The sequence below is a fragment of the Methylobacterium sp. 174MFSha1.1 genome (assembly GCF_900116815.1).
Classification (GTDB): Bacteria; Pseudomonadota; Alphaproteobacteria; order Rhizobiales; family Beijerinckiaceae; genus Methylobacterium.
The window spans coordinates 178,885-202,866 of the sequence record NZ_FPCB01000013.1 but is presented as its reverse complement, the minus strand read 5'-3'; the positions used below and the strand labels follow the sequence as shown (position 1 = coordinate 202,866).

Sequence of the window (23,982 nt, the reverse complement as noted above, 5' to 3'; positions counted from 1 at the left end):
CAAAATATCGTTCCGGACTATTCGCGGGTCGTCTGACGTATCGTGTTACCCAACGGCCGAGCTTGCGGGCGAAGACTTGTCGTCACATCGGGCGAGGCCGAGCGGACTGCGCCGTTCCCCAGAGCCGCGCGCCTGCACGGGCGTCGGAACGCGGAACTGTTTCCGCAGCGCCAACGTTGCTCGGGACCGTAGCCGTTTCGCGTCCCGTCTCAGCGTCTCGGGGCCGGCGGTGTCGAGGCGGAGGATGAGCGCGCAGGATGGTGGCGGAGCCGATGACGACGCAGACCGGGCGGGACTGGCTCGACCTGTCCAGCCCGCCGCCGGAACCCCCGGAGGCTCCCGCTGTCTCCCCCGTCTCCGCCGTCCGAAGCGGGCTCTCCGCGGACCGCCTCGCTACCGGCTTGGCGCAGGTCCGCACCGGTGCCGCCCGGGCCGGGAGCGCCGCCGCCGGGCATCTCCAGCCGGTGCTCGCCGCCGCCGCCGCACCCCTGCGCCGGGCCGCGCCCGCCTGGCAGGCAGCGGCGCAGCGCGTCGGCGCCCATCCCCTCGCCTCCCGCGTGACCGGCGCCGCGCGGCGGGTCGGGGCTTTGCCCTGGGGGCGCGCCCTGCTGCTCGCAGGTCTCGGAGCCCTCGGCGTCGCGGCCCTGTTCCTCGCCTGGTGCGCCGCGACGCTGCCGCCCCTGGCCGGAGTGCAGCCCACACCCCGCACCCTCGCGGTCCAGGCGGAGGACGGCACGCCGATCGCCCGCCGCGGCGTCGAGCGGGGCAGGGCGCTGCCGCTGGAATCCGTGTCGCCGGCCATGCGCCAGGCCTTCCTGGCCGCCCAGGATCCATGGTTCGAGGACGGCTACCGCCTCGATGCGTCGGGCGTCGCGGCGGTAATAGGGCGCGCCTTCCGCGATACGATCAGCGACGGTCCCCGCTCCGGCGGCCCGCGCCTGACCCAGCGGCTCGTCCGCCGCGACATCATCGGGATCGCGCCGGGTGCGCCGCGCAGCCTCGCCGACCGGGTTCGCGAGGCGATGCTGGTGCTGTGGCTCTCCGCGCGGGAGAGCGACGCGCGGATCCTCGCCCGCGCCCTCGACCTCGCGCCGTTCGGCCCCGGCCGCGTCGGGATCGACGCGGCGGCCAGAGGCCTGTTCGGCAAGGAGGCGGCCTCCCTCGGCACGGCCGAGGCGGCCTACCTCGCCGGCCTGAGCCTCGCCCCCGGCCTGCAGCCCGACCGGGACGTGACCGCCGTCCGGGCACTCGGCCGCGCCGTGCTCGACGGCATGGTGATGCGGGGCAAGCTCTCCGCGACCGAGGCGGCGGAGGCCGGCCGGTCGCTCGACGGACTCAGCCCCGCCGGCGCCACGCCGGTGACCCGCAGCGGTTTCCCCGACCTCGTGCTCGCCGAGGTCGCGGACCGCCTCGGCCCCGCGGCGCCGCGCGAGGCTGTCGTGCGCACCACCCTCGACCGCGGCCTCCAGGCCATCGCCGAAGCGGCAGCCGAGCGCCGCCTCGACGCCGCCGGCCGCGCCGGCGCCCGGGCCGGCCTGCTGGTGCTGGGACCCGACGGCGGGGTGCAGGCGGTGGTCGCCGGCGGCGCCCCGCTCCCCGACACGCCGGAGGCCCGCCGCGCCGCGAGCGCCAGCCTGCGCCATCTCGGACGCGACGGCCGCCCGGTCTACGACCGCCTCGTCGCCGGGCCGATGCCGGCGGCGGAGCGGCGCACGGCCTTGCTCACGCTGCTCGCCGGCCTGACCCGCCCGCCTGAGGGAGCCGACGATCCGGCGAGCCGGGACGGATCGTTCATCGGCCCGGTCGGCGACCTTCTGGTCGGCACCTATGTCTCCGGCACGGCGGCGGAGAACGGCGCCGGGGACGGGCCGGAGGCGTTCTTCCAGGATGTCGCGGCGCAAGTCGCGAAGACCCGCCCGGCACCGCAGGCCGCCGAGGCGCGGGACGGCGCCCGCGAGACCGGCAGCACCGCCCGCCCGTCGGCCCGCCCGGCCTGGCAGAATCCCGGCGAGCGCCCGGCCGCGAGCCCGACCTTGCGCGGCGTGCCGCGGGTGATCGATACCGGCCGCCTGCGCCTCGACGGGCAGACTGTGCGCCTCGCCGGCGTCGAGGGGCAGGGCGGCGCCTTCGTCCGCGAGTTCCGCCAGTACCTGCGCCGGCGTGAGGTGACGTGCCAGCCGGCCGGCGGCGCGGATCTCTACCGCTGCCGCACCGGCGAGCAGGATTTGTCCGAGGTGGTGCTGTTCAACGGCGGCGCGCGTGCCGCGCCGGGCGCTCCGCCGGACTTGCAGGCGGCGGAGGCGGGCGCGAAGGCGCGCAAGGCGGGTCTGTGGCAGTGAGGGCCGAGGCGGGCCGATCGGCCGTGGGAGATGGTCTCATCCGACAAGACGGCAACCGACGCGGCACCCGCCACCCGCTCTTACTTTTTGGTTGAACAAGGTACGGGTTGCCCGTAGTATTTACGGATGCACACCGTCATCCAGACGCCGACCTTCCTGGCCGATGCCAAGGCGGCCGGTGTCGAGGATGACGAGCGCGAAGCCATCGTCGCGACCATCGCGGCCGATCCTCTGGCCGGGGACGTGATCTTCGGTACCGGCGGCGCCCGCAAGGTGCGGATCGCTGGCCGGGGCAAGGGAAAGTCCGGCGGGTATCGGGTGATCACCTTCTACGCTGCGGAGGACGTGCCCGTATTCTTGCTGGCCCTCGTCTCGAAAGGGCAGCGGGTGGACCTCAGCCAAGCGGAGCGCAACGCGTTACGCATGGTACTCGGCGACCTCGCGGAGTCCTATCGCCAGGGTGTCGCCGAGCGAGTGCGCCCGCCACGCTCGGATTGATCACCTGCTGACCCGGGGAGGAGCCTGCCATGACCACGTTTGGAAGCCGCCTGATCCAGTCCGCCCGAGAGGCGGTCGCCATCGCCAGGGGCGAGGCCGACCCAGCGACCTACAGGGTTCACGTTCCGGCCGAGGTCGACGTACGGGCAATTCGCAAGGCGACTGGTCTGACGCAGGTCGAGTTCGCCCAGCGCTTCGGCTTCCCGATCGGCACCCTGCGCGACCTTGAGCAGGGACGCGCCCAGCCCGACAGCTCGACGCGGGCTTATCTCACGGTGATCAGCCGCGATCCCGGTGCCGTGCAGCGCGCGCTGGAGACCGCCTGAGCCTGAGAGCCTGCTGGTTCGCTCGAAGAGGCCGTGACTGTCTATGCGCCGCCCGGATCCGCTGACCGACGTTCCGGATCGATATCACGAGGCGTCCGGCCCTCACACCCCCAGATACGCCGCCGTCACCTCCGGGTTGCGGGCGATCTCCGCCGCCTGGCCCTGGAGGCGGATGCGTCCGGTCTCCAGCACGTAGGCGTAGTCGGCGATGGCGAGCGCCGCGCTGGCATTCTGCTCGACGAGCAGGATGGTGCGCCCCTCGGCCCGCAAGCTGGCGATGATGGAGAAGATCTCGTCGACGATGAGGGGGGCGAGGCCCATCGAGGGCTCGTCGAGGAGGAGCAGCACCGGCTCGGCCATGAGTGCGCGCCCCATCGCCAGCATCTGCTGCTCGCCGCCCGAGAGGTAGCCCGCCTGCTGGCGCAGGCGCTCCGCGAGCCGCGGGAAGCGCGCCTCGACCGCCTGCTGACGGCGGGCGGCCTCCGGCCCCGGCACGTGGTAGGCGCCGAGCCGCAGGTTCTCCGCCACCGTCATGTTGGCGAAGACCTGGCGGCCCTCCGGCACCTGCACGATGCCGCGGCGCGCGATGCGATGGGCCGCTTCGCCGGCGATGTCGACGGGCGCCTCGTCGCCGAACAGCACCTTGCCCGCCCGGGGCTTCATCAGCCCCGACAGGCTGCGCAGGATCGTGGTCTTGCCGGCGCCGTTGGAGCCGATCAGCGACACGATGCTGCCGCGCCGCACGCTCAGGCCGATGCCGTGGACCACGTCGGCCCGGCCGTAGCCGAGGCGCAGGCCCTCGACCGCCAGAAGCTCGCTCACGAGACCGCTCCCCGGCTCACGCTGACCTCATGGCTGCCGGTGCCGAGATAGGCCTCGATCACCGCCGGGTGGGCGCGCACCTCCGCCGGCGTGCCGTCGGCGATCCGGCGGCCGAAATTCAGGACCGTCAGCCGGTCGCACAGGCTCATCACCAGGGGCATGTCGTGCTCGACGAGCAGCAGGGTCAGGCCGCGCTCGTCGCGCAGGCGGCGCAGGAGGCCGAGAAGGGCGTGGGTCTCGGCCGGGTTCATGCCGGCGGCGGGCTCGTCGAGGAGCACGAGCCGCGGCTCGCAGGCGAGCGCCCGGGCGATCTCGAGCCGGCGCTGGTCGCCATAGGGCAGGTCGCCGGCGCGGGTGTCGGCGGCCTCCGAGAGGCCGACGAAGGCGAGGAGGTCGCGCGCCTTGGCCTTGGCCTGGCGCTCCTCGGCCCGGAAGCCCGGGCCGCGCAGCAGGATGCCCCAGGTCGCGGACAGCCGCGTGTGCAGGCCGGTCATCACGTTCTCCAGCACCGTCATCTCGGAGAAGATGCGGATGTTCTGGAACGTGCGGGCGAGCCCGAGCGCCGTGCGCCGATAGGGCGGCAGCCCGTCGAGGGGCTGGTCGCCGAGGCGCACGCTGCCGGCGCTGGGCGCCAGCACCCCGGAGACGAGGTTGAACAGGGTGGTCTTGCCGGCGCCGTTCGGGCCGATCAGCCCGTGGACGGTGCCGGGCTGGACCGCGAAGTCGACCGCATCGACCGCGACGAGGCCCTGGAAGCGGCGGGTGAGACCCTGGACGGTGAGCAGTGCCATGGTCGTTCAGCCGGTCCGGGCGATGCGCCAGGGCAGGATGCCCCGCGGCATGAAGAGCACGGCGAGCACGATGATCAGGCCGTTCACCATCAGGCGGAAATCGGCGAGCGGGCGCAGCACCTCCGGCAGCAGCGTGAGGATCGTGGAGCCGAGCACCGGCGCCAGCGGCGAGCCGATGCCGCCGAGGAGCGCGTAGCTCAGGATCGTCACCGCCGCCTCGAACCCGTACTCGTTCGGGCCGATGAAGGAGGAGACGTGGGCCGAGAGGCAGCCCGCCACCCCGGCCATCGCCGAGGAGACGACGAGGGCCACCAGCCGGTAGCGCGGCAGGTTCACCCCCATCACCCCGGCCGCGGCCTCGTCCTCGCGCATCGCCTCCATGGCGCGGCCGACGCGGGAGCGCGCCACCAGCGTCAGGCCGATCAGCAGCACCGCGAGCGTCCCGTAGATCGCCGGCACGCCGCCGCGCTCCGGGATGTTGGACAGGCCGAGCGCCCCGCCGGCATAGTCCCAGTTGAGGAACACGATGCGGGTGATCTCGCCGAGCCCGATCGTCGCGATGGCGAGGTAGACGCCGGTGAGCCGCAAGGTCGGCCCGCCGACGACCAGCGCCAGCAGGGCCGGCACCAGGGCGGCGGCGAGCATCGACACCGCGAAGGGCGCGCCGAACTTCACCGAGAGCAGGGCGCCCGTATAGGCGCCGACACCCATGAAGGCGGCCTGTCCGAGCGAGAGCTGGCCCACCGCCAGCACCACGTAGACCGAGAGGGCCAGGATCCCGTTCACCCCGATCCCGTGGATCAGGCTCTGGTAGGTCCAGTAGAAGTCGTCGAGGGCTTCCCACATGGTCTTCAGGCCCGCTTGGCGGCGGCGCGGCCGAACAGACCGAGCGGACGGAACCACAGGGTGGCGACGAGGAGCGCGAAGGCGATCATGTCCTTGAGAGTCGAGGAGAGGTAGGCGGCGGTGAGCACCTCGGCGAGGCCGAGCAGCAGGCCGGCGAGCAGCGCGCCGCGCAGGTCGCCGAGCCCGCCGACGATGATGACGGCGAAGCCTCGCAGCATCATGTGCTCGCCCATGAAGGGCTGGATGGCGTTGAAGTTGAGCCCGACGAGCACGCCCGCCGCGCCCCCGATGGCGCCGGACAGGAACGACACCACCCGCAGCATCAGGGCGCCGTTGATGCCCATGAGCGAGGCGGCGTCCGGGTTCTCGGCCACCGCCCGGATGGCGAGGCCGATCCGCGAGCCGCGCACCAGCGCGAGCAGCGCCAGCATCAGCACGATGGCGGCGGCGAGGATCAGGATCTGAGTCGTGCCCACCCGCACGTCGCCGAGGCTGTAGGCGCCGCCGGAGAAGACTTCCGCCGGAAAGCGCCGGATCTCGGTGCCGAGCGCCGCGGCCATGCCGGCATAGAGGAAGAGCGTCGCCCCAAGCGTCACCATGAGGGACGCGAGCTCCGGCGCCTTCGCCTTGCGCAGGCGGGTGAGGAGGAGCGTGTCGAGCAGGACCGCGATCAGCCCAGCGATCAGCGCGCCGACCGGGAGCGCGGCCCAGATCGGCAGCCCGGCCCATTGCGTGCTCCAGAGCGCCGCGAAGGCGCCGAGCGCGAAGTACACCCCGTAGGTGAGGTTGATGACGCCCATCACGCCGAACATCAGCGTGAAGCCGATGGCGAAGAGGGCGTAGGTCGCGCCGAGCACGACGCCGTTGACGAGCTGCTGCTCAAGCATGGGAGGCGTGGAGTTTCGGTAGGGCGCCCGGCGCCCGCTGCGGCCCGGCCGTGAGGGCCGAACGGGATGACAATGGCGCGACGTGGCCGATATCGCGCGGCGGGTCAATCGGTGGAGCGCGCCGTCATTTCAGGCGCGGCGGCGATGCGAGGCTTGTCGTCTCGCACTGCGCATTGTGCGCGTCCCCCCTTTCCCGCGGGCGGGGAGAGGGCTCCGGCGACTTTATGGTCGACGGAGCGAGGCGGCACATCGATCCCGTAGGGATCGACCCGATGGTGAGGGGGTGTTTCCGGAGGGGTCTCACTCGTCGAGACCCCCTCACCCTCGCGGCGAACCTGCGGTTCGCTGCGCGGGCTTGCCGAGCCTCTTGAACAGGGGCTCGGCCCTCTCCCCGCCCGCGGGGAGAGGAGAAGACCGGCGCTCAACCTTGAAGCCGGCGACGTCGGTTACTGCAGCAGCTGGAACTTGCCGCCCTTCATCACCAGCACCACCACGCCGGACGTATCCGCCGGGTCGCGGCTGTCGGAGAAGGAGAACGGGCCCATCACGCCTGTGTGCTTCACCTTGATCAGCGCGTCCTTGATCTTCTCGGAATCGGCTGCGCCGGCGGCGTCGATCGCCTTGGCGACGATGAACAGGGTGTCGTAGGCCTGGGCCGCGAACTGGTCGGGCAGGTCGCCGCCGTACTTGTCCTTGAAGGCGTTGACGAAGGCCTGGTTGGCCGCGTCCGGCTTGCCGATGAACCACGGGCTGCCGACGAGCGTGCCGTCCGCCGCCTTGCCGGCGATGTCGCCGAGCTTAGGGGAATTCAGGCCGTTGCCGCCGATGAAGAACACCTTGTCGGGGATGCCGAGCTGGCGCGCCTGAAGCTCGATGCCCGAGGCCGCCTCGACCAGCGCCGACAGCACGATCGCGTCGGGGTTCAGCGCCTTGATCTTGGTGAGCTGGGCCGAGAAATCGGAATCCTTCGAGCCGAAAGTCTCGGTGGTCAGGGTCTCGATGCCGAGCTTCTCCAGTCCGGCCTTCATCACGTCGTAGGCCGACTTGGTGAAGGCGTCGTCGTTGCCGTACATCACGGCGACGCGCTTGATGCCGAATTTGTCCTTGGCGGTCTTGAGCGTGACCGGGATGACGTCGGCCTCGGGCAGCGAGGTGCGGAAGACGTAGGGACCGATCGCCGTGATGCCGTTGGCGGTGGTCGAGGTGCCGACGATCGGCACCTTGCGCTCGTTGGCGACGGGGCCGGCGGCGAACATCTCGTTCGACAGGGTGGGCCCGAGGATCAGCGGAACCTTGTCGCGGCCGATCAGCTTGCGGGCGGCGTTGAGCGCCTGCTCCTTGGCGCCGGCCGAATCCTCGTAGGCGAGGGCCAGCGGCCGGCCGCCGAGCACGCCGCCGGCCTTGTTGATGTCGGCGAGCGCGAGATCGAAGCCGCGCTGGATCGCGATCCCGTAGCGGCTGTTCGGCCCGGTCAGGATCTCGATCGCGCCGAGCTTGACCGGGGTCTTGTCCTGCGCCTGCGCGCCGACCAGGCTGCTTCCCAGCAGCGCCGCCGCGAGCAGCACTCTCCTCGACATCGACCGCATCCCGGTTCCTCCTCGCATCCGCATTTTTCGTTGGGCCAGAACGATTGGTCCGCGTGGCGGCGGGGGCTCGACACCCGGACCGTCGCGCTGGACGAGACAGCGCCTTAAAGCACTGGAGCGCGGCGGTAAATCGATTCCGACGGGACACATCACGCGAGAACGGCCCCGCCGATGGGCGGGGCCGTCCTGACATGCTGCGAAAGGATGATGGTGTCATACGAAATCCGACTGATTGCGTCGCAATGCGGATTTCGGCTTCGCTCAGGCGCCGCGCGGGCTTGTGATACCAAATCCGGAAGTGATCTTCCGGATTTGGTATCAGAGCGCGCGGTCGAAGCGCAGCTCGCCGGCCTGGCTCTTGATCACCAGCTGCGAGCCGACGAGGTCCCACTGGCCCGAGGTGCGCAGGGCGGTGAAGAACTGCATCTCCGAGGCGCCGACCGTCTTGTCGCAGTTGCGCTTGGTCAGCGCCAGCGGGCCGACCGCCAGGTGCTGCTCCTTGAGCGGGAAGGCGGTCGCCGCGAAGGTGTTGCAGCCACCGAAGCCGCGGGCGCGGTACTGCTTGTCGATGATGAAGCTCGGCCGCTCGGCGCCCGCGAAGGGCTTGCCGTTGAGGCTCACCGCCGTCCAGGTCGAGTCGAGCGGAAACACTTTCTCGTTGGCCTTCAGCGGCGGGATGTATTGCTGCTGGGCCGGCTTGTCGCGGTTCTTCTGGCCGTAGCCGAGCATGTTCTGCGCCGAAGCCTGCGTGGCCGACGCCAACAGCGCGACGGCACCGACGGCCAGCGCAACCTGCATCGCCTTCATCGCATTCCCCATTCGTCTTGTCGTGTTGTGGCGGACCGTAGAGAGGGCACCCCGCGCCCGCAACCCTGGCCGCGGTCGCGGATGCCCCGTCGCGGCATCTTGCCGACGACTGTTGCATTTATACGGCAAGCTTGGCCATAATATGGCAGGACTCGCGAAAGCTTGTCGGTGTGGCAACGAATGCCGGGCCCCGCCGTTAGCCAGGACGTCGCCGCTTTCGCCGCGCGACGGGACGAGGCACGAGAGAGCAGGGGACGGGTTTCAGTGAACGGCGCAGACGACATCACGGCGGCGCAGCTGCGCCGGGCACGGGACCTCCTGGGCTGGTCGGAGGACGAGCTGGCCCTGCGCGCCAACGTCGACGCGGACAGCATCCGCCTGTTCGAGGCGGGCCGCTACCCGCCCTCCGCCGGGCAGCGGGCCGCGCTCCGCGGCGCCCTCGTCGCCGCCGGCGTGGAGCTGACCGACGGCGCCGATCCGGATGCCCGGCTGCGCCCGGACGACGCGCCGGACAAGGGCATCCACCCGAGCGAACTCACCACCGAGAACGATCGCTGATCGGGCGGACGACGGCGCTGCCGCGGCAGCGTCGGCGGCCGGGAGGTGGTGCGCCAGCGCGGAAGCAGCCCTCGGGCGCCGCCATCTTACGTTGCGAAACTCGTTAATAAGATCAATCGGGTCGAGTGCGCGTCGGCTGAATATTGTCCCATGCCGTAATTTTTAACGGTTATACCTTCAGTCTGCCGGACGGGATATGATGTCCCGTCTGAGGGGAAAATGTTCTCACGCCTGAAGATCGCCGCGAAGATCGCGGCGGTGACCTCGCTCCTCTGCGTCATGGCCGGTGGCGCCCTCTGGTACGCGTCGTCCCGTCTGACCGAGATCGGTGCGCGCTACGACCGCTTCGTCGCGCACGAGAATCGCGGCGTCGCCGGTGCGCGGCACGCGGCCCGGTCCGTGTTCGAGATCGGCTACGCCCTCGACCGGGCCGTGGCGGCGCCGGACGCGGCGGCCCGCCAGCCCTACCTCGCGCAGATCGACGCGTCGCAGGCGCGGCTGCGGCAGGTCATGGCCGAGCTGCCGGCGCAGGTGCCCGCCTTCGCGAGCCGGATCGCCGCCCAGGCCGTTGCGGTCGAGCGGTTCGCCGCGGAGAGCCTGGCGGTGCGCCGGATGATCGAGGCGGGCGAGGCGTCGCGAGCGGCCGCCCAGGTCCGGCAGGCCGTCGATCCGCTGATGAAGGCGGCGACCGAGCGCTTCGGCGCCCTCTCGGACGACATTGCCGCCGCCGTCGAAGCCGAGGCCGCGGGCCTCGCCGCCGAGACCCGCGCGGCGCAGGGCACGACCCTCGCGCTCGGCCTTTGTGCCGTGGCGGCGGGCTTCGTCCTGGCGATGGTCGTCTCGGCCTTCGGCATCACCCGGCCGCTCAACCGCCTGATCGCGGCGATGAACCGGATGGCCGAGGGGGAGGTCGAAGCCCGCCTCGTCGAGACGCGGCGCGGCGACGAGGTCGGCGCGGTGGCCCGGGCGGTCGAGGGCATCAAGGCCATGGTGGCCCGCAAGGTGGTGGAGGATGCCGAGCGCGGGCAAGAGGCCGCCTCCGCCTCGTCGCAGGAGCGCCGCGGCATGCTGATCGGCCTCGCCGAGGAATTCGAGCGCGAGGTGGGCGGCATCTCCGGGGCCATCGCCTCCGCCTCCGCCCAGCTCCAGGACGCCGCCCGCACGATGAGCTCCACCGCGACCGAATCGGCGGCGCAATCGACCGCCGTGGCCGCGGCGGCCGAGCAGGCGGCGGCGAACGTCCATACCGTGGCGGCCGCGGCCGAGGAGCTCGGCTCCTCGGTGCAGGAGATCGGCCGCCAGGTCGACGGCGCGGCCCGCCTCGCCGAGGCCGCGGTCGCGCAGGCCGGCCGCACCGGCGAGGCGGTGCAGGGCTTGAGCCAGGCCGCCGCGCGCATCGGCGACGTCACCGACATGATCTCGACGATCGCCGCGCAGACCAACCTGCTCGCCCTCAACGCCACGATCGAGGCGGCGCGCGCGGGTGCGGCGGGCCGGGGCTTCGCGGTGGTCGCCGCCGAGGTGAAGGCGCTGGCCGACCAGACTGCGCGGGCGACCGCCGAAATCGCCGGCCAGATCGGGGCGGTGCGCGATTCGACCGGTACGGTGGTGGCGGCCATCGACGGCATCGCCGGCAGCATCCGCGAGATCAGCGGCGTGTCCGCCTCGATCGCCGCGGCAGTGGAGGAGCAGGACGCGGCGACCCAGGAGATCGTCCGCAACGTCTCCCAGGCCGCCACCGGCACCGGCGAGGTCACGGGCAATATCGGCGGCGTCGCGCAGGCCGCGGAAGGGACTGGCCGCGCCGCGAGCCAGGTCCTCGACACGGCCTCCGGCCTGTCGCGCCAGTCCGACCGCCTGAGCGCCGAGGTCCGCCGCTTCGTCGAGACGATCCGGGCGGCGTGACGAGACACGGCTGCTCCGGTCGGAGGCGCATGAGGGCGGGCCCCGCGGGACGTTTCCCGCGGGGCCCGGACCCGTCCGAGGACACGATCGTCCCGCTGGCCGACCCTGCTACGTCTCCATACAGGCGGCCGACGCGGGCGACGCCGCGTGCATCTCCGCCGACTTTTGCTTACGTCGCGACCACGCGGAATCCTGGAGACGAGGGCACGCGACATGGCGGACGCATCGGGCTATCATTACGGCGACGACGGCGACCTGGGCCACCATTACTCTTATCTTCTCGCGCCCGTGATGCAGATCATCGACGACAGGCGCCCGGACAAGATCTTCGAGCTTGGATGCGGCAACGGAAGTCTCGCTGCTCACTTGACCGAGAAGGGCTATTGCGTGACCGGCGTCGATCCGTCGGCCGACGGGATCGGCGTCGCCAGGACGAGATTTCCATCCCTGAAGCTCGAGGTGGGATCCGCCTACGACAATCTGGCGGAACGATATGGACGATTTCCGCTCGTCCTCAGTCTCGAGGTGGTCGAGCACGTCTATGATCCGCGGTCGTACGCGCGGACCGTGTTCTCGTTACTGGATCCGGGCGGCACCCTCGTGCTCTCCACGCCCTATCATGGCTACGCGAAGAACCTGCTGCTCGCCCTGTCAGGCAAGATGGATGCGCATTTCACGGCGTTGTGGGATCACGGGCATATCAAATTCTGGTCGATGAAGACGCTCACGGCGCTGCTGCACGAGGCGGGCTTCGTGGACATCACCTTCCGGCGGGTCGGCCGTCTTCCGCCACTGGCGAAATCCATGATCGCCGTGGCGCGAAGGCCGGACACGGCCGGGTGAGGGCAGGGGCTCGGGCCTTCAGCCGAGCGCGAGGGCCTTCAGGTCGAAGGCGGGATCGGCCGCCTGCCCGGGCGTCGGGCTCCGTCCCGCCTGGAGCAGGCGCCGGGCGATCATGTGGTCGGCCGGGCGGTTGAGCGATTCGACCCCGGCGAGGCGGTCCCCGCGGTAGCAGAACACCGAGACGGCGCCCGAATCCGGGTCGCCCCGGCGCAAAGCGAGGTCGTGCGGCTGGCACAGGCCGGCGATCTGGAGCTTGAGCGGGCCCTGGTCGCTCCAGAACCACGGCACCGCCGCGAAGGCGGCGGGGCGCCCGGTGAGGCGGGCGGCGACGCAGCGGGCGCCGTCGACGGCGTTCTGCACCGATTCGATCCGCACCCGCGCGCCGGCGGCGTGGGGCGAGGGGAAGCTGGCGCAATCGCCGATCGCCGAGATCGCCGGATCCTCGGTCGCGAGCATCGCGTCGACGGCGATCCCGTTCTCGATCCGCAGCCCCGCCGCCGTCGCGAGGTCGTCGTTCGGCAGGATCCCGATGCCGACGAGGACGAGGTCGGCCGCGACCTCGCGGCCGTCGGCGAGAGCCACCGCCCGGACGCAGGTATCCCCGACCAGCCCGGAAACGCCGCTGCCGAACAGGAAGCGCGTGCCGGCCCTGACATGCGAGGCCTCGATCAGCGCCGCCATGCCGGGCGAGACCGAGCGGGCGAGGGGGCGCTCCAGCCCCTCGATCACCGTGACGGGCAGGCCCTGCTGCGCGCAGACCGCCGCGAATTCGAGCCCGATGAAGCCGGCGCCCACCACCGCGACCGCGCGCGCCCCGGCGAGCGCCGCCTTCAGGGCCTCGGCCTCGGCGAGGGTCCGCAGCTGGTGCACCCCCGGCAGATCGGCGCCCGGCACCGGCAGCGGCCGGTTCCGCGAGCCGGTCGCCAGGACGAGGTGGTCGTAGGGCAGCGCCTCCCCGGAGGCGAGCCGGAGGCGGCGCGCCGGCCGATCGATCGCGACCGCCCGCTCCCCCGCCCGCACGGTCAGCCGGTGCTCGGCGAAGTAGGCCTCCGGCCGCAGGGCGAGACCCGCCGCGTCGGTCTTGCCGAGCATGTAGGCCTTCGACAGGGGCGGGCGGCCGTAGGGCAGGCCGGCCTCCTCGCCGACGAGCGTCACCGGCCCGGCATAGCCACTCTCCCGTAAGGAGGCCCCGAGCTGAAAGCCGGCCTGGCCGGCACCGACCACCACGATTCCGTTCATCGGCAGGACATAGCCCGGAAGACGCGGCGGCGTCGAGCTTAAGCGCTGCCGCGCGCTCGGGCGCTACCAGGCGACGCAGAGCTTGCCGAAATGGCTCCCGCCCTCCTGGTGGCGGAACGCCTCGGGCAACTCCTCGAACGCGTAGGTCCGGTCGATCACCGGGCGGATCCCGGTCCGGTCGAGGGCCGCGACGTAGTCCTGCTGCTGGCGCCGGCTGCCGACGATCAGGCCCTGGAGACGGGCCTGCTTCGCCATCAGGGAAGAGGTCGGCACCTCGCCGGCTCGCCCGGTGAGCACGCCGATCAGCGCGATGTGGCCGCCGACGCGGACCGCCTCGATCGACTGCGCCAGGGTTCCGGGCCCGCCGACCTCGACGACGTGGTCGACGCCGACGCCCCCGGTCCAATCGCGCACGCGCCGGCCCCAGTCAGGATTCGTGCGATAGTTGAGGGTGTGGTCGGCGCCGAGTGCCCGCACCCGCTCCAGCTTCTCGTCGGAGGAGGAGGTGACGATCACCGCGGCGCCCATCGCCCTGGCGATCTGCAGGGCCGCGATCGAGACGCCGCCGGTGCCGAGCACCAGCACCGTGTCGCCGGCCTTCAGCCCGCCGTCGCCGACGAGGGCGCGCCAGGCGGTGAGCCCGGCGGTGGTGATGGTGGCGGCCTCAGTGGGGCTCCAGCCGCGCGGCGCTCGGGTGAAGGCGCCGGCCGGCCGGACCGCAGCGCTCAGGGCGAAGCCGTCGACCCCGTCGCCGGGCACCTGCGCGAAATTGCCGACTGGTGCCTGCGGCAGCCCGTCGGCCCAGTGCGGGAAGAAGCACGAGACCACCGCGTCGCCGGGCGCGAACTCGGTGACGCCCGCGCCCACCGCCTCGACGGTGCCGGCCCCGTCCGACATCAGGACGCGGCCGTCCTCGGCCGGAAAGCGCCCGCTCGCCACCAGCAGGTCGTGGAAGTTGAGCGAGGTCGCGCGGATCGCCACCCGGATCTCGCCGGGGCCCGGCGCGCCGGGATCGGGCCGCTCGGCGATCTCGAGCCGGTCGAGGCCGCCGGGTGTGCGGACGACGAAGGCCTTCATGCTGTCCTCCTGCATTCTGTCCACCTGGCCGGTCGCGCCGCCTTGCGGGCGGCGGGGTTCGGTGAGGGGGTGCAGTTAGAACATGCGGCAGGGGATTCGAGCGGGGCGGGGGGATTTTGAGGGGGGCGCCAAGCCAAATGGCTTGACCACGCATCATGAGCCACCGCCCTTTCCCGGACGAGTGGAGCGTCAGCGGAAGGAGATCCGGGATCCAGCGAAAGAAGTGCCGCGAAGCGGCTCTTTAGGCTGCACCGTTGCAGACACAAAGACGCTTCGCGACTTTTCGCGCTGGATCCCGGATCTCCTTCCGCTTCGCTTCAGTCGTCCGGGAAAGGGGGAGGGTTTTGCTCCGGCCTATGTTCGGAAGAGTCTCGACAGCCCTGGCCTGACGCAGCCGAATGAGGTCGGACGAGACCGCCAGGCTTGAGCCCTCAATGCTCCCGCGCCGCCAGCACCGCCTCGGCCCGGATCTCCTCGGTGAGCTGCGCCTTCAGCCGCGAGAACTCGGGGCTCGTCTTGATCGTGTAGTGGCGCGGGTGGCCGAGATCGACCGGCACGTCGGCCTTGATCCGCCCCGGGCGGGCGGTCATCACGATCACTCGCGAGGCCATGAAGATCGCCTCCTCGATGTCGTGGGTGACGAAGATCACGGTCTTGCGCTCGCGCTCCCAGATGCCGAGCAGCAATTCCTGCATCAGCCCGCGGGTCTGGTTGTCGAGCGCCCCGAACGGCTCGTCGAGGAGCAGGATGGCGGGATCGTTGGCGAGCGCCCGGGCGATGGCGGTGCGCTGCTGCATGCCGCCGGAGAGCTGCTTGGGGTAGTGCCCCTCGAAGCCGCGCAGGCCCACCTTGTCGAGATAGGCCGCGACGATCTCGCGGCGCTGACCGATCGGCACGCCGCGCTCGCGCAGGCCGAAGCCGATATTCTCGGCGACGGTGAGCCACGGAAACAGGGTGTAGGACTGGAACACCATGCCCCGGTCGGGGCCGGGCCCGCGCACCTCGCGCCCCTCGACCAGGACGCGGCCGGCGCTCGGCCGGTCGAGCCCGGCGACGATGCGGAGCAGCGTCGACTTCCCGCAGCCCGAGGGCCCGAGGATGGTGATGAAGTCGTTCTTGGCCACCGTGAGGTCGGTGGGGCTGAGGGCCTGCACGGGCTTGGCGCCGCGGTGGCCGGGGAAGGTGCGCGACACGCCCTCGACCGCGACCTCGATACTGTCCCGCATCAGGCGAGCTTCCAGGGAAACAGGAGCCGGTTGGCCGCCTTGAACAGGAAGTCCGAGACGAGGCCGATCAGCCCGATGACGATGATGCCGAAGATGATCTGGCCGGTCGCGAGCAGCGCCTGGCTCTCGATGATCATGTGGCCGATGCCCGACGAGGAGCCGATCAGCTCGGCGACGATGACGTAGGTCCAGGCCCAGCCGAGGACGAGGCGCAGGATCTCGGCGATCTCCGGGGCGGTCGCGGGAATCAGCACCCGGCGGATGATGCCGGTGTCGCTGGCCCCCAGCGTGTAGGCCGCCTCGACGAGGTCGCGCCGGACGTTGCCGACCGCGACCGCGATCATCAGGATCAGCTGGAACACCGAGCCGATGAAGATCACGAGGAGCTTCTGCGTCTCGCCGATGCCGGCCCACAGGATCAGGAGCGGCACGAAGGCCGAGGCCGGCAGGTAGCGGGCGAAGGACACGAAGGGCTCGAAGAACGCCTCGACCGGCTTGTAGGCCCCCATCATCACGCCGAGCGGCACCGCCACCAGGCAGGCGAGCAGGAAGCCGCCGACCACCCGCCACACCGTGACGCCGATATCCGACAGGAAGTCGAACCGGGTCAGCAGCAGCCAGCCGTCCTGGACCATCGTCACCGGATCGGCCAGGAAGGTTTTGGGTACGAGTCCCCCGAGGGTCGCGGCGGCCCAGGCCGCCACGAACAGCACGAAGAAGCTCAGGCCGAGGACGACCTTCGCCGATCCCCCGACCGGCTGCAGCGGACGCAAGTGTCTCACTGCACGTAGCGGCCGTCGGAGAGCCCGGCGATGTCGGGCTTCTGCCGGATCACCCCGATCTCGAGCAAGAGGTCGGCCGCCTGCTCGGAGAACTTCTGGATCTCGCCGTTGAAGAACGCCTTGTTGGCGGCGCGGTCCTGCCAGCGCAGGAACTTTGCCGAGTTGCCGAAGGCCTCGCCGGTCTGCTTCACGTCGGCGCCCATGATCTCGTAGGACTTCTGGGGATCCTTGGCGATCATGTCGAGCGCCTCGAAGTAGCTGTCGGCGAGCGCCTTCGCGGCCTTCGGGTTCTGGTCGAGGAACTCGGGCGTGCAGCCGAAGGTGTCCATCACCATCGGGTAGTCGAGGGTGGTGGCGATGATCTTGCCGGCCTGCGGCGCGGCGCGCACCGAGGAGAGATAGGGCTCGTAGGTCATCGCGGCGTCGTTCTGGCCGGCGATGAAGGCCTGCGCGGCCGGGCCGGGCTCAAGGTTGACGACTTTCACGTCCTTGAGCGACAGGCCGTTGGCCTTGAGGATCCAGGCGAGGCCGAAATACGGCGCGGTGCCGGGCACCGAGGCCGCCACGGTCTTGCCCTTCAGGTCCTTGATCGTCGCCACGTCGTTGCGGACGGCGAGCCCGTCGGCGCCGTAGGACTTGTCGAGCTGGAAGATCTGCTTCGTCGGCACGCCGTTGGCGTTCCACACCACCCAGGTCTCGACCGTGGTGGCGGCGCATTGCACGTCGCCGGAGCGGATGGCGAGGTGGCGGCTCGCCTGCGGGATCTTCTTCAGGGAGACGTCGAGGCCGTTCTTCTTGAAGATGCCGGCTTCCTTGGCGAGCGTCAGGGGCGCGAAGCCGGTCCAGCCGCTGAGGCCGACCGTCACCTTCGTCTCTTGAGCCTGCGCCACTTGGGCCTGCGCCACTTGGGCCTGCGCCGTCAGCGCCAGCGCGACCGCTCCCACCAAACCTGCGGCAACCGCCCTCATCGTCCCCTCCCGCCTGAGCCTCGCCTTTCGTACCGTCGCCCAGCCTTTGTGTATAGACATAATAGCGGGCAGCCTGCCCGCCGATCCGGCACATCCCCTGCGGTTTCCGTCGCTGCACCCGAACGCCGCCGCGCGCGTTGTCGGGGCTGACGCAGGTGTCAGCAGGAGCAGTCGCATGAGCGGAACAACGCGCCCCACCGTCGTGGTGACCGGCGGCAGCGCCGGCGTCGGGCGCGCCGTCGCGGTCGCCTTCGGGCGCCGGGGCTGGAACGTCGGGATCGTCGCGCGGGGCCGGGCCGGGATCGAGGCGGCGGTCGAGGAGGTGCGGGCGGTCGGCGGCCAGGCGCTGGGCTACCGCGCCGATGTCGCCGACCCGGCGGCGCTCGACCGGGCGGCGGATGCCTTCGCGCAGGAATTCGGCGGCATCGACGTCTGGGTCAACAACGCGATGGTGACGGTCTACGCCGAGGTGGCGGATACGAGCCCGGAAGAGTTCCGGCGCGTCACCGAGGTCACCTATCTCGGTCAGGTCCACGGCACGCTCGCGGCGCTCCGCCACATGAAGGCGTCGGATCGCGGCACCATCGTGCATGTCGGGTCGGCGCTCGCCTACCGGTCGATCCCGCTGCAAGCGGCCTATTGCGCCGCCAAGTCGGCGGTGCGCGGCTTCGTCGACAGCCTGCGCACCGAGTTGCTGCACCACCGCAGCCGGATCCGGCTGACCATGGTGCAGCTGCCGGCGGTGAACACGCCGCAATTCGACTGGGCCCGCTCGCGCCTGCCGCGCAAGCTGGAGCCCGTGCCGCCGATCTTCCAGCCCGAGGCGATCGCCGAGGAGATCGTGCGCGCCGCCCACGACGCGCCGCGGGAACTCTGGATCGGCACCCCGTCCTGGCTCGCGATCTTCGGCGCGCAGGCCGCACCGGCCTTCAGCGACCACTACCTCGCCCGCCACGGCTATCGTGGCGAGATGACCGCGCAGGCCGCCGAACGCGGCCGGCCCGACAACCTGTTCGAGCCGGTCGATGCCCGGCGCGACCACGGCGCCCACGGGCGGTTCGACGACCGGGCGAAGGGGAGCGTCGTCGCGGCGGATCCGATGTGGCTGCATATCGGGTTGATCGCCGCGGCCGGGCTGATCGGCGGGAGCGCGCTGGCGGCGGCCCGGCGGAGCGGGCGGGAGCCGTCTCGCATCGGCGGATGAGCCCGGCGCCCGAACCCTCTCCCGCAGGGCGAGGGTTCGGGTAACGCAGCGGAACTCCGACCGGGTCCCGGGGAGTATGTTTACCCTGAGGTCGTCCGCCCCGGCCCGTAGCCTGCCGGCGGGCGCGAGCCGAGATGGGAGCGCAGGGTGCGGCCCTCGTACTCAGTGCGGAACAGGCCGCGGCGGCGGAGCTCCGGCAGGACCAGCTCGATGAAGTCGTCGAGCCCGCCCGGCAGGGTCGGCGGCATGATGTTGAAGCCGTCGGCGCCCCCGGCCCGGAACCGCGCCTCCATCTCGTCGACGATCTGCGCCGGCGTGCCGACGATCTGCGAGTGGCCCCGCGCCCCGGCGATGCGCAGGTAGAGCTGGCGGAGCGTCAGGCCCTCGCGGCGGGCGAGATCCATCATCAGCTGCTGGCGCGACTTGCCCCCCTCGGTCGCGGGCAGCTCCGGCACCGGGCCCTCGGGATCGAAGCCCGAGAGGTCGTGCCCGACCATGCGGCTCAAGAGCGCCAGCCCCACCACCGGGTCGATCAGCGCCTGCAATTCCTCGAACTTGTCCCGGGCCTCCGACTCGGTGCGGCCGACGACCGGGAAGAGGCCCGGCATCACCTTGAGGTCGTCGGGGGAGCGGCCGAAGCGGGCCATGCGGCCTTTCAGGTCGCGGGCGAAGTCCACCGCCTCGTCGAGGGTCTGGTTGGCCGTGAACACGATCTCGGCGGTGCGCGCCGCCAGATCCTTGCCGGGTCCCGACGAGCCGGCCTGGACCAGCACCGGCTGGCCTTGCGGCGTGCGCGGGATGTTGAGCGGGCCGCGCACTTCGAAGTGCCTGCCGTGATGGTCGAGGGGCCGGAAGCCGTCGGGCTTCGAGAACTGGCCCGACGCCTTGTCGATCACGACCGCGTCGTCGTCCCAGGTATTCCACAACCCTAAGACCACATCCACGAACTCTTCCGCCCGCTCGTAGCGGTCGGCATGGCGCGCGATCTTGTCGTTGCCGAAATTCGCCGCCTCCAGGTCGGTGGCGGAGGTCACGAGGTTCCAGCCGGCCCGGCCGCCGCTGAGGTGGTCGAGGGAGGCGAAGCGGCGGGCGACGTTGTAGGGCTCGTTGAAGCTCGTCGAGGTGGTGGCGACGAGACCGATCCGGCTCGTCACGGCGGCCAGCGCCGAGAGCAGGGTGACGGGCTCGAAATGGCCTGACCGGGCGGTGCGCTCGCTCGAGCGCAGGTCGGCGTCGCGGATGCCGGTGCCGTCCTCGAGGAAGATCAGGTCGAACGTCGCGGCTTCCGCCCGCTTCGCCCAGCCGACGTACCGGTCGAGATTGATCCCGCCATCGGCCTCGCTCGACGGGTGGCGCCAGCCGGCGACGTGGTGGCCGGTGGCGTAGAAGAACGCGCCGAGGCGCATCGTGCCTTGAGTCATCGCTCCCTCGGGATGGTGGGACGGATGGTGTCGGATCTAGCGCACCGAGCGAGCGCGGCCCGTCCGAGGCTGTTCGACTCGTTCACCGGTAATGACGCTCTCTGCGTCATTCCGGGGCCGCGCAGCGGAGCCCGGAATCCAGAACCGCAGGGAGTCCAGGATAAGGCGGAGAGCGTTTCGCCTCGTTCTGCACCAACCGAGTGTCTGGATTCCGGGCTCCGCTTTCGCGGCCCCGGAATGACGCGGAGGGTGTCAGATTCGTTGGAGCCGATCGAACAGTCTCACCCTCGCGCGACCGCGTCGAGCGCCCGGGCGAGGTCTCCCAGAAGATCCTCTTCCGCCTCCAGCCCGACCGAGAGCCGCACCAGCCCGTCGCCGACGCCGGCCCGCTCCCGCGCCTCCGGGTCCATCGCCGCGTGGGTCATGGTCACCGGGTGGGCAATCAGGCTCTCGACCCCGCCGAGGGACTCGGCCAGGCTGAAGACCCGGAGCGCCCCGACGAGCCGGCGCACAGCCTCGCGCCCGCCGGCGAGCTCGGCGCTCAGCATCGCCCCGAAGCCGCGCTGCTGGCCCTTGGCGACGGCGTGGCCGGGATGGCCCTCCAGGCCCGGATAGTAGACGCGGGCGATCGCCGGATGCGCGTCGAGGAAGGCGGCGACGGCGGACGCGTTGCGGCTCTGGCGCTCGATGCGGGGAAACAGCGTGCGCACGCCGCGCAAGGTGAGGTAGGCGTCGAAGGGCGAGCCGGTGACCCCGACGGTGTTGGCCCAGGCGGCGAGCTCGTCCCCGAGCGCGGCGTCGGCGGCGATCACCGCACCGCCGATCACGTCCGAATGGCCGTTGATGAACTTGGTGGTCGAGTGGACGACGAGGTCGGCCCCGAGCGCCAGCGGCTGCTGCAAAGCCGGAGACAGGAAGGTGTTGTCGACGACGAACAGCGCGCCCGCCGCCTTGGCGAGCGCGGCCACGCGGCGGACATCCGTGATGCGCATCAGCGGGTTGCTGGGCGTCTCGGTGAGGACGATCCGGGCGCCTTCACCGAGCGCGGCCGTCAGCGCGGCCTCGTCGGTCTGGTCGACGAAGGCGACGCGGTAATGACCCCGCGCCGCGCGCATCGACAGCAGCCGGTGGGTGCCGCCGTAACAATCGTGCGGCGCCACCAGGAGGTCGCCGGGGCGCAAGGGGGAAAGGGCGAGGTCGAGGGCCGCCATGCCGCTCGACACCACCACCGCGCGGGCGCCACCCTCCAGCTTCGCCAGCGTGTCGGCGAGCTGGTCGCGGGTCGGGTTGCCGAGGCGGGCATAGTCGTAGGCCCGGGCCTTCTCGAACTCCGCGAAGGTGTAGGTCGTCGAGAGGTAGAGCGGAGGGGTCACCGCGCCGAAGGCCGTGTCCGTCCCGATCCCGTTCGCGGCGGCGATCGTCTCCGCCCGCCTGTGCTCGTTCGCCAAGTCCTGATCGGGCACGTCGCTCTCCCCCGCTCGTACGCTGCGTCCGTTTCGTTCTTTATGAAGAACGAAACGGACGATCAACGAAAAAGCGTTCGGAGCGACGGACCGCAGTGTTATTTCAGCCCGAAGCCGCGGCGCTCCAGGATGCCGCGCAGGCGGTCGCGGCCGCTGAGCGAGCCGGGCCCGCGCACCCGCTCGAGCGCGGCCCCGCTCCAGCCGGTTTCCGGCATCCGCTGCCCGGCCTGGAAGCCCACCATCGCGGTGTCGTAGGCAGCGATCGGACCGGCCGCGAGGGCGGGATCGTAGCGGCCGCGATGCAGCACCACACCTTGCGGCAGGCGCGGCTTGACGGCGGCCGGCCGCTCCGGATCGGGGAAGCCGACGCAGTGGCCGAACACCGCCAGCACGTTCGGCGGCAGGCCGAGGAGGGCGGCCACCGCCTCAGGGTCGTTGCGCAGGGCCCCGATATAGACCGAGCCGAGGCCGAGGGATTCGAGCGCCACGGTGGCGTTCTGGGCCGCGAGCGCGGCATCGACCACGCCGACCATCAGCATCTCGAGGTAGTCGAGCCCCTCCGTCGGCGCGTCGCGGTCGCGCCCGAGCGCGCCGAGGCGCGACAGGTCGGCGAGCCAGACCAGGACGAGCGGCGCCTCGACGACGTGGCGCTGGCCGCGCGCCACCTCGGACAGGCGGCGCTTCGATGCCGGATCCTCGACCGCGACGACGCTCCAGGTCTGGAGATTCGACGAGCTCGGCGCCGATTGCGCCGCGGCGACGAGCGCCTCCAGGGTGCCGTCGGGGAGCGGGTCGGACCGGAACGCCCGCACGGTGCGATGGGCGAGGAGGCCCGCGATGACCTCGTTCCAGGCGATGTCGAGGGCCGTTTCCGCGCCGTACCGCGCCCTCAGGGCGTCGCCCCGTCCCGTCCCGCTCATGCGATCCTCGTCCGTTCCCGCCGCCCTTGGCAGAATAGTACCTTGGCGGAGTAGTACACGGAATTCATTGACTAACCAGGGCGGCGATCCCAGATCGGGGCGGCGCGGCCCTGGAGGCCGGCACGGGGAGCCCGACATGGCGCGACACCGCAGGCTTCATCTCGGCGCCTTCATGCGCCCGGTCGGCATCCACACCGCCTGGTGGCGCTATCCGGGCGGGCTGCCCGACGCCAACTTCAATTTCCGCCATCTCGCCCGGTTCGCCCAGGAGCTGGAGGCGGCGAAGTTCGACGCCTTCTTCATGGCCGATCACCTCGCGGTGCTGAACATGCCGGTCGAGGCGCTCAAGCGCTCGGCCACCGTGACCTCGTTCGATCCCGCGACGCTGCTGCCGGCGCTCGCCGTGGTCACCGAACGGATCGGGCTCGTCGCCACAGCCTCGACCACCTACGACCAGCCGTTCCACGTCGCCCGGCGCTTCGCCTCGCTCGATCACCTGAGCGACGGCCGCGCCGGCTGGAACGTGGTGACGACCTCGAACCCGGATGCCGCGAAGAATTTCGGCCTTGAGCACCATCCCGAGCACGCCGACCGCTACGACCGGGCGCACGAATTCGTCACGGTGGTGAAGGGGCTGTGGGATTCCTTCGCCGACGACGCCTTCCTGCGCGACGTCGCGAGCGGGATCTTCTTCGACCCCGACAGGATGCACGTGCTCGACCACCAGGGGCCCCACCTCTCGGTGCGCGGACCCCTGAACGTCGCCCGGCCGGTCCAGGGCTGGCCGGTGATCGTGCAGGCGGGCGCGTCGGAGGCCGGGCGCCAGCTCGCCGCCGAGACCGCCGAGGTGATCTTCGGGGCGGCCGCCAGCCTCGAGGACGGGCGGCGTTTCGCCGAGGACGTGCGCGGCCGCATGGTCGCGGTGGGCCGGAACCCCGACCACCTCAAGATCCTGCCCGCCTGCTTCGTGGTGGTCGGCGACACGGTGGAGGAGGCGCGGGCGAAACGCGCGCATCTCGACGGCCTGGTGCACGAGGCGAGCGCCATCGCCGCCCTGTCGATCGCGCTCGGCGTCGATGCCTCGGCCTTCGATCCCGACGGGCCGCTGCCGGAGATCCCGGAGAGCAACCAGTCGAAGACCGGGCGCGAGCGGGCGATCACGCTGGCGCGCCGCGAGTCCTTGAGCGTCCGCCAGCTGGCGCAGCGCCTCGGCGGCTATGCCGGCCTCGCGATGGTCGGCACGCCCGAGACCATCGCCGACGAGATGCAGGCCTGGATCGAGGCCGGGGCGAGCGACGGCTTCAACGTCATGGTCTCGGACGTGCCGCAGGGGCTCGAGGACGTCACCCGCAAGGTGGTGCCGGAGCTCCAGCGCCGCGGCCTGTTCCGCACCGAGTACGAGGGCACGACCCTGCGCGAGCATCTCGGCCTGCCGCGGCCGGAGAACCGGTTCTTCTCCGGGGCAGGCGGGTGA

Annotated in this window: 22 protein-coding genes; 8 read left to right on the top strand and 14 right to left on the bottom strand. The window is 71.4% G+C overall.

The features are described 5' to 3' along the window. Nucleotides 1–272 precede the first annotated feature (272 nt). From BM430_RS12860 to BM430_RS12850, 3 genes are all read left to right on the top strand, one after another. Nucleotides 273–2,339, top strand: a complete 2,067-nt coding sequence (locus BM430_RS12860; RefSeq protein WP_244539470.1) for a transglycosylase domain-containing protein — start codon at nucleotides 273–275, stop codon at nucleotides 2,337–2,339. 126 nt (nucleotides 2,340–2,465) lie between these two features. Beyond that, entirely contained in the window at nucleotides 2,466–2,837 is a 372-nt protein-coding gene (locus tag BM430_RS12855) for a type II toxin-antitoxin system RelE/ParE family toxin (protein WP_093567641.1), read from the top strand. Between the two features lie 29 nt (nucleotides 2,838–2,866). Next, nucleotides 2,867–3,163, top strand: a complete 297-nt coding sequence (locus BM430_RS12850; RefSeq protein WP_093567640.1) for a helix-turn-helix domain-containing protein — start codon at nucleotides 2,867–2,869, stop codon at nucleotides 3,161–3,163. 102 nt (nucleotides 3,164–3,265) lie between these two features. Here BM430_RS12850 and BM430_RS12845 read toward each other — a convergent pair whose 3' ends face one another. The 6 genes from BM430_RS12845 to BM430_RS12820 form a co-directional block, all read right to left on the bottom strand. After that, nucleotides 3,266–3,985, bottom strand: a complete 720-nt coding sequence (locus BM430_RS12845) for an ABC transporter ATP-binding protein (protein ID WP_093567639.1) — start codon at nucleotides 3,983–3,985, stop codon at nucleotides 3,266–3,268. Then, entirely contained in the window at nucleotides 3,982–4,776 is a 795-nt protein-coding gene (locus BM430_RS12840) for an ABC transporter ATP-binding protein (RefSeq protein ID WP_093567638.1), read from the bottom strand. The genes BM430_RS12845 and BM430_RS12840 overlap by 4 nt, the downstream gene beginning before the upstream one ends. Nucleotides 4,777–4,782: 6 nt before the next feature. Further along, complete coding sequence (locus BM430_RS12835) at nucleotides 4,783–5,622, bottom strand: branched-chain amino acid ABC transporter permease (protein ID WP_093567637.1); 840 nt, start codon at nucleotides 5,620–5,622, stop codon at nucleotides 4,783–4,785. A 5-nt stretch (nucleotides 5,623–5,627) separates the two neighbouring features. Next, a complete protein-coding gene (locus BM430_RS12830) occupies nucleotides 5,628–6,509 on the bottom strand; it encodes a branched-chain amino acid ABC transporter permease (RefSeq protein WP_093567636.1) in 882 nt (293 codons plus the stop codon). A gap of 446 nt (nucleotides 6,510–6,955) precedes the next feature. Then, complete coding sequence (locus BM430_RS12825; RefSeq protein WP_244539469.1) at nucleotides 6,956–8,086, bottom strand: ABC transporter substrate-binding protein; 1,131 nt, start codon at nucleotides 8,084–8,086, stop codon at nucleotides 6,956–6,958. Between the two features lie 327 nt (nucleotides 8,087–8,413). After that, nucleotides 8,414–8,902 (bottom strand): META domain-containing protein, encoded by a 489-nt coding sequence (locus tag BM430_RS12820; protein WP_093567668.1) that lies wholly within the window; start codon nucleotides 8,900–8,902, stop codon nucleotides 8,414–8,416. A 264-nt stretch (nucleotides 8,903–9,166) separates the two neighbouring features. Between BM430_RS12820 and BM430_RS12815 the strand changes: the two genes are divergently transcribed. The 3 genes from BM430_RS12815 (at nucleotide 9,167) to BM430_RS12805 (ending at nucleotide 12,208) form a co-directional block, all read left to right on the top strand. Continuing rightward, nucleotides 9,167–9,460 carry a helix-turn-helix domain-containing protein gene (locus BM430_RS12815; RefSeq protein WP_244539468.1) on the top strand — a complete coding sequence of 98 codons (294 nt, stop codon included), beginning with the start codon at nucleotides 9,167–9,169 and terminating at the stop codon, nucleotides 9,458–9,460. 219 nt (nucleotides 9,461–9,679) lie between these two features. Next, nucleotides 9,680–11,365 carry a methyl-accepting chemotaxis protein gene (locus BM430_RS12810; RefSeq protein ID WP_093567634.1) on the top strand — a complete coding sequence of 562 codons (1,686 nt, stop codon included), beginning with the start codon at nucleotides 9,680–9,682 and terminating at the stop codon, nucleotides 11,363–11,365. Nucleotides 11,366–11,578: 213 nt separating this feature from the next. Continuing rightward, complete coding sequence (locus BM430_RS12805; protein ID WP_093567633.1) at nucleotides 11,579–12,208, top strand: class I SAM-dependent methyltransferase; 630 nt, start codon at nucleotides 11,579–11,581, stop codon at nucleotides 12,206–12,208. Nucleotides 12,209–12,226: 18 nt separating this feature from the next. Here the strand turns inward: BM430_RS12805 and BM430_RS12800 are convergent, their stop codons facing one another. From BM430_RS12800 to BM430_RS12780, 5 genes are all read right to left on the bottom strand, one after another. Next, nucleotides 12,227–13,447 carry an NAD(P)/FAD-dependent oxidoreductase gene (locus BM430_RS12800; RefSeq protein ID WP_093567632.1) on the bottom strand — a complete coding sequence of 407 codons (1,221 nt, stop codon included), beginning with the start codon at nucleotides 13,445–13,447 and terminating at the stop codon, nucleotides 12,227–12,229. Between the two features lie 63 nt (nucleotides 13,448–13,510). Further along, on the bottom strand, nucleotides 13,511–14,524 hold the full coding sequence (locus BM430_RS12795; RefSeq protein ID WP_093567631.1) for a zinc-dependent alcohol dehydrogenase family protein: 1,014 nt from the start codon (nucleotides 14,522–14,524) through the stop codon (nucleotides 13,511–13,513). Nucleotides 14,525–14,955: 431 nt separating this feature from the next. Continuing rightward, entirely contained in the window at nucleotides 14,956–15,750 is a 795-nt protein-coding gene (locus BM430_RS12790; protein ID WP_093567630.1) for an ABC transporter ATP-binding protein, read from the bottom strand. Beyond that, nucleotides 15,750–16,523 carry an ABC transporter permease gene (locus tag BM430_RS12785; RefSeq protein ID WP_093567629.1) on the bottom strand — a complete coding sequence of 258 codons (774 nt, stop codon included), beginning with the start codon at nucleotides 16,521–16,523 and terminating at the stop codon, nucleotides 15,750–15,752. Before BM430_RS12785 ends, BM430_RS12790 begins: the two co-directional genes overlap by 1 nt. Before the next feature lie 5 nt (nucleotides 16,524–16,528). Further along, complete coding sequence (locus BM430_RS12780) at nucleotides 16,529–17,500, bottom strand: ABC transporter substrate-binding protein (RefSeq protein ID WP_093567628.1); 972 nt, start codon at nucleotides 17,498–17,500, stop codon at nucleotides 16,529–16,531. A 175-nt stretch (nucleotides 17,501–17,675) separates the two neighbouring features. On the opposite strand from BM430_RS12780, the gene BM430_RS12775 reads away from it, so the two are divergent. Then, the gene (locus BM430_RS12775; protein ID WP_093567627.1) at nucleotides 17,676–18,704 is read left to right on the top strand and encodes an SDR family oxidoreductase; all 1,029 of its coding nucleotides are present in this window, start codon (nucleotides 17,676–17,678) and stop codon (nucleotides 18,702–18,704) included. Nucleotides 18,705–18,784: 80 nt separating this feature from the next. Here BM430_RS12775 and BM430_RS12770 read toward each other — a convergent pair whose 3' ends face one another. From BM430_RS12770 to BM430_RS12760, 3 genes are all read right to left on the bottom strand, one after another. Then, nucleotides 18,785–20,125, bottom strand: coding sequence for an LLM class flavin-dependent oxidoreductase (locus tag BM430_RS12770; protein ID WP_093567626.1), 1,341 nt, complete (start codon nucleotides 20,123–20,125; stop codon nucleotides 18,785–18,787). Between the two features lie 281 nt (nucleotides 20,126–20,406). After that, nucleotides 20,407–21,573: a cystathionine gamma-synthase gene (gene metB / locus BM430_RS12765; RefSeq protein WP_093567666.1), complete on the bottom strand. Its 1,167-nt coding sequence runs from the start codon at nucleotides 21,571–21,573 to the stop codon at nucleotides 20,407–20,409. Between the two features lie 113 nt (nucleotides 21,574–21,686). Beyond that, nucleotides 21,687–22,508 (bottom strand): NADPH-dependent oxidoreductase, encoded by an 822-nt coding sequence (locus BM430_RS12760; RefSeq protein WP_093567625.1) that lies wholly within the window; start codon nucleotides 22,506–22,508, stop codon nucleotides 21,687–21,689. A gap of 136 nt (nucleotides 22,509–22,644) precedes the next feature. Between BM430_RS12760 and BM430_RS12755 the strand changes: the two genes are divergently transcribed. After that, on the top strand, nucleotides 22,645–23,982 hold the full coding sequence (locus BM430_RS12755) for an LLM class flavin-dependent oxidoreductase (RefSeq protein ID WP_093567624.1): 1,338 nt from the start codon (nucleotides 22,645–22,647) through the stop codon (nucleotides 23,980–23,982).

Coding starts and splice junctions, on each gene's coding strand:
- BM430_RS12860 (WP_244539470.1), top strand. CDS start 273: ATGACGACGCAGACCGGGCGGGACTGGCTCGACCTGTCCAGCCCGCCG.
- BM430_RS12855 (WP_093567641.1), top strand. CDS start 2,466: ATGCACACCGTCATCCAGACGCCGACCTTCCTGGCCGATGCCAAGGCG.
- BM430_RS12850 (WP_093567640.1), top strand. CDS start 2,867: ATGACCACGTTTGGAAGCCGCCTGATCCAGTCCGCCCGAGAGGCGGTC.
- BM430_RS12840 (WP_093567638.1), bottom strand. CDS start 4,776: ATGGCACTGCTCACCGTCCAGGGTCTCACCCGCCGCTTCCAGGGCCTC.
- BM430_RS12835 (WP_093567637.1), bottom strand. CDS start 5,622: ATGTGGGAAGCCCTCGACGACTTCTACTGGACCTACCAGAGCCTGATC.
- BM430_RS12830 (WP_093567636.1), bottom strand. CDS start 6,509: ATGCTTGAGCAGCAGCTCGTCAACGGCGTCGTGCTCGGCGCGACCTAC.
- BM430_RS12825 (WP_244539469.1), bottom strand. CDS start 8,086: ATGTCGAGGAGAGTGCTGCTCGCGGCGGCGCTGCTGGGAAGCAGCCTG.
- BM430_RS12820 (WP_093567668.1), bottom strand. CDS start 8,902: ATGAAGGCGATGCAGGTTGCGCTGGCCGTCGGTGCCGTCGCGCTGTTG.
- BM430_RS12810 (WP_093567634.1), top strand. CDS start 9,680: ATGTTCTCACGCCTGAAGATCGCCGCGAAGATCGCGGCGGTGACCTCG.
- BM430_RS12805 (WP_093567633.1), top strand. CDS start 11,579: ATGGCGGACGCATCGGGCTATCATTACGGCGACGACGGCGACCTGGGC.
- BM430_RS12800 (WP_093567632.1), bottom strand. CDS start 13,447: ATGAACGGAATCGTGGTGGTCGGTGCCGGCCAGGCCGGCTTTCAGCTC.
- BM430_RS12795 (WP_093567631.1), bottom strand. CDS start 14,524: ATGAAGGCCTTCGTCGTCCGCACACCCGGCGGCCTCGACCGGCTCGAG.
- BM430_RS12790 (WP_093567630.1), bottom strand. CDS start 15,750: ATGCGGGACAGTATCGAGGTCGCGGTCGAGGGCGTGTCGCGCACCTTC.
- BM430_RS12780 (WP_093567628.1), bottom strand. CDS start 17,500: ATGAGGGCGGTTGCCGCAGGTTTGGTGGGAGCGGTCGCGCTGGCGCTG.
- BM430_RS12775 (WP_093567627.1), top strand. CDS start 17,676: ATGAGCGGAACAACGCGCCCCACCGTCGTGGTGACCGGCGGCAGCGCC.
- BM430_RS12770 (WP_093567626.1), bottom strand. CDS start 20,125: ATGACTCAAGGCACGATGCGCCTCGGCGCGTTCTTCTACGCCACCGGC.
- BM430_RS12760 (WP_093567625.1), bottom strand. CDS start 22,508: ATGAGCGGGACGGGACGGGGCGACGCCCTGAGGGCGCGGTACGGCGCG.
- BM430_RS12755 (WP_093567624.1), top strand. CDS start 22,645: ATGGCGCGACACCGCAGGCTTCATCTCGGCGCCTTCATGCGCCCGGTC.